Annotated in this window: 5 protein-coding genes; 4 read left to right on the plus strand and 1 reads right to left on the minus strand. The window is 63.4% G+C overall.

What is annotated here, in order from left to right; genetic code table 11:
* On the plus strand, positions 1–1,205 hold a 1,205-nt coding region (locus BT98_RS27650; RefSeq protein WP_211254416.1), incomplete at its 5' end, for a hypothetical protein.
* A gap of 145 nt (positions 1,206–1,350) precedes the next feature.
* Here BT98_RS27650 and BT98_RS25355 read toward each other — a convergent pair.
* A complete protein-coding gene (locus BT98_RS25355) occupies positions 1,351–1,941 on the minus strand; it encodes a recombinase family protein (RefSeq protein WP_019463302.1) in 591 nt (196 codons plus the stop codon).
* A gap of 199 nt (positions 1,942–2,140) precedes the next feature.
* Here BT98_RS25355 and BT98_RS0120040 point away from each other — a divergent pair, with 199 nt between their 5' ends.
* From BT98_RS0120040 to BT98_RS0120050, 3 genes are all read left to right on the plus strand, one after another.
* Positions 2,141–2,389 (plus strand): type II toxin-antitoxin system CcdA family antitoxin, encoded by a 249-nt coding sequence (locus BT98_RS0120040; protein WP_019463301.1) that lies wholly within the window; start codon positions 2,141–2,143, stop codon positions 2,387–2,389.
* Entirely contained in the window at positions 2,389–2,691 is a 303-nt protein-coding gene (locus BT98_RS0120045; protein WP_026033598.1) for a CcdB family protein, read from the plus strand. Before BT98_RS0120040 ends, BT98_RS0120045 begins: the two co-directional genes overlap by 1 nt.
* 181 nt (positions 2,692–2,872) lie before the next feature.
* Positions 2,873–3,083: HU family DNA-binding protein (locus BT98_RS0120050; protein WP_027297476.1), on the plus strand; the 211-nt coding region annotated here is incomplete at its 3' end.

Below are 3,083 nucleotides of genomic sequence, written 5' to 3' on the forward strand. Positions count from 1 at the left end.
AGGTGGTGGGCTCGGACGGCATGCCGCCAGCTTCGCCTGACGAGTTCGTTCCAGCCAGAGCTGGCCAACGTGACAATGCCGTGCTGCGCCAGCCTGGCGGGCAACACTACCCGTCACCGAATCTAAACACGGCGCACTTTTACATTCGAACCGACGAGAAGGGCGTGTTCGAGGCCATCCTTGAGGACGTACGGGCCAAACTTGCCAGCGACACCCCTGAAATCACGCTGACGGTCCGGCGCGACACTCATGGCAGCAGCAAGCCCTATCGCCCGGCCTTGAAAGAGCGATCAGTGCCAACCGCCTCGATCGACAGCACCCACGCCATTCCGGCAATCAACAAAATCATCAAAGCGACGCAAGACTTCTCGGATGGTGGGGTCAACACGGTCGGCGGGGGCGGTCGTATCCAGGTGTTGCAGACGATCGGTATCGGTGAATCAGCGACCGTCGAGTGGGCTGAAGTCGATCACAGCAACCGGGTGACCGCACGATGGATTCTACGCCGTGAAGTGCAGCGGCTCTTTCCAAGCCACGGCGACCGTCAACGCAGTCCGATCAATCTGTGTGACATCGAAGACCGGAAGTTTGATGCGCGTGTTGAATACAACAGTCTCGCTGCGGACCACATCCGTGAGCAGGCGCGCAAGGTTGTCGATGCCTACATCGAGCATTCAGTCATCGTGCAAAACGCACTTGATCACCCCTATGTCGTCCCGGCTATTCCGGTTGATGAATCGAACATAGTCTCGTTCAACAACGCGCTGCACGAAGGCTATAGCGGCCTGAACAAGGATGAGCTCGCCTTCGCTAAGGCCCTCGACAAGACCAAGCGAGTGTGGTGCAGGAACCCTTCTCAAGGCGGCTTCGGAATTCCTCTGCTTGATCGCGGAAACACACGCACCTTCAACCCGGATTTTCTCGCCTGGACCGACAAGACCGTGGTGGCGATCGACACGAAAGGCGACCATCTCATCACAGAAGATGCGGGCCGCAAGCTGTTCTACATCGAGAAGGTGGAGGATGGGCCTGAGCTGGTGATCCGGCTTGTGACCAAAGGAGAATGGCAGGTCGCGCAAAACGGGGTGTATGGGAAATTGAGCGGCAGCGCCGGATTCACTGTCTGGGCCTTAAAGCAAGGAAAGCCTCACCCCACGCATTGCGCGACGCTCAACGGAGCGGCGCAACTCTGCTTGCGGGGCTGAAGGTCAAGGAAGCGCTGCACTAAGGGCAGCATAGAGCGTCGATCGGGCGACACCGAAGCTGCGGGCGACCGAGCGGCCGTCTTCGTCGGCATCGAGCAAAGCCCGCGCGTGAGTGATTTGGGCGCCGGTCACCCCACCAGAGGGGTCAACTTTCCATGCCGATACGCACCCAGGTGCGCCCCTCCTCGGTCCGCAGGAGGATCACGGTGGGCAGCCACTGCCCGGCGCCTGCCGTGACCTTGGCCCGGTAGGCATCCTCGCGGGCATGGCGCAGGCGGCGCAGCGCGTCCGGGTCGCGCGCCCGCAGCGCCGGGTTGCCGCCGCGCCGCCCCTGCCGGGCGGCCCGGGCCAGGCCGCTGGCCACGCGCTCGCGGATCAGCGAGCGCTCGAACTCGGCCACGGCCCCCAGCATCTGCAGCATGAAGCGTCCCTGCGGGGTCGCGGTGTCGATTGGATCGCCCAGCACCCGCAGGAAGGCGCCTCGCCCCTCCAGGGTGCGGACCACCTCGAGCAGATGCTCCAATGAGCGGGCGAGGCGGTCGAGCTTGACCACGACCAGGGTGTCGCCCTGGCCGATCTGGCGCAGCAGGGCCGCCAGCACGGGGCGGGCGCGGCGGGCGCCGGAGGCGTGCTCCTGGTGCAGGATGGTGCAGCCGGCGGCCCGCAACTCGTCGAACTGGCGGCCGGTGTCCTGGTCGCTGGTGCTGACGCGGGCGTAGCCGATCGGGCCGGGCATGGGGGCTGCTCTCCGATATCCGGGGCCGGGAGGCCCGGGCAGCAGTTTTTTACAATGCAGGAAGTGGCCACGAAACATAGGGTTATTCGCGAAAGGGATATCTGAGACTGCAACGATACCCGTCTTAATGCGCATCTTGAATGCGCATGATGAATGTGCTTACATAGTCGGGCTTTTGGTGGAGGTTTGGAGCAGTCGTATGTCCCGCTCAGATCCTGCCGCCGTGCCCTCGCGGCGGCCAACCAACGTCACCTTGCCCGAGGCCTTGCTGCGGGAGGCCCGCGACCTGGGCATCAACCTGTCGCAGGCGTGCGAGCGTGGCCTGACTGCCGAGGTCGCCGCCAGGCGACGAGAACTCTGGTTGGCACGGAACAGCCAAGCTATTGCCGCCTGGAACGAGCATGTCGCGGAGAACGACCTGCCTCTCGCAGCCTTCCGCAGCTTCTGATGCCGCGTCTCGACATACACCCGATGCCGGGTCGAGGCGTGGGCTACGTGGTCGACGTCCAAGCCTCTCTGCTCTCGCATCTTGCCACCCGCGTCGTGGTGCCGCTGCTGCCCGAAGAAAAGGCACCTCCGCCGATCAGCGAATTGAACCCGGTCTTCGAGATCATGGGAGTACGTCATGTCCTGGTGACGCAAGCCCTCAGTGCCGTCACCTGCCGCGAACTCAAGCGTCCTGTTGCTTCGCTCGAAGCCGAGCGTGACAGCATCACCCGCGCCCTCGACCTGCTCCTGATCGGTTTCTGATGGAGCAGCCCGTAAAGAACTGAATCTCGCCTGCGGGCTTGCTCTCTTCTCGTCGCCCATCTCAGCCGCCTGATGCCCACTTTCTGCCCGGCCTGAACACGCCGGGATCGAGGCAACCGCTCCTTCCTACCGCTTGTTTGTGGCTTCCGGCTCGATCTCTTTCTGACTATGCGTGGCATCCATGTCGAAGAAGTTCATCGCTGACGTGATTCAGCAATCCTCCGATCTGACCGGCCTGGCCTCGGTGCGCCTGGCGGGCGCGGCGATCGAGGCCATCAAGGCCGAGATCATCGAGACCGGCCGTTTCTCGCTGCCGGAGTTCGGCTCCTTCTCGGTACGCGAGACCCCGAAGCGCACGGCGCTGAACCCACGCACCGGCGAGAAGGTCCAGG

Origin of the sequence: Roseomonas mucosa ATCC BAA-692, assembly GCF_000622225.1 — a bacterium.
GTDB lineage: Bacteria > Pseudomonadota > Alphaproteobacteria > Acetobacterales > Acetobacteraceae > Roseomonas > Roseomonas mucosa.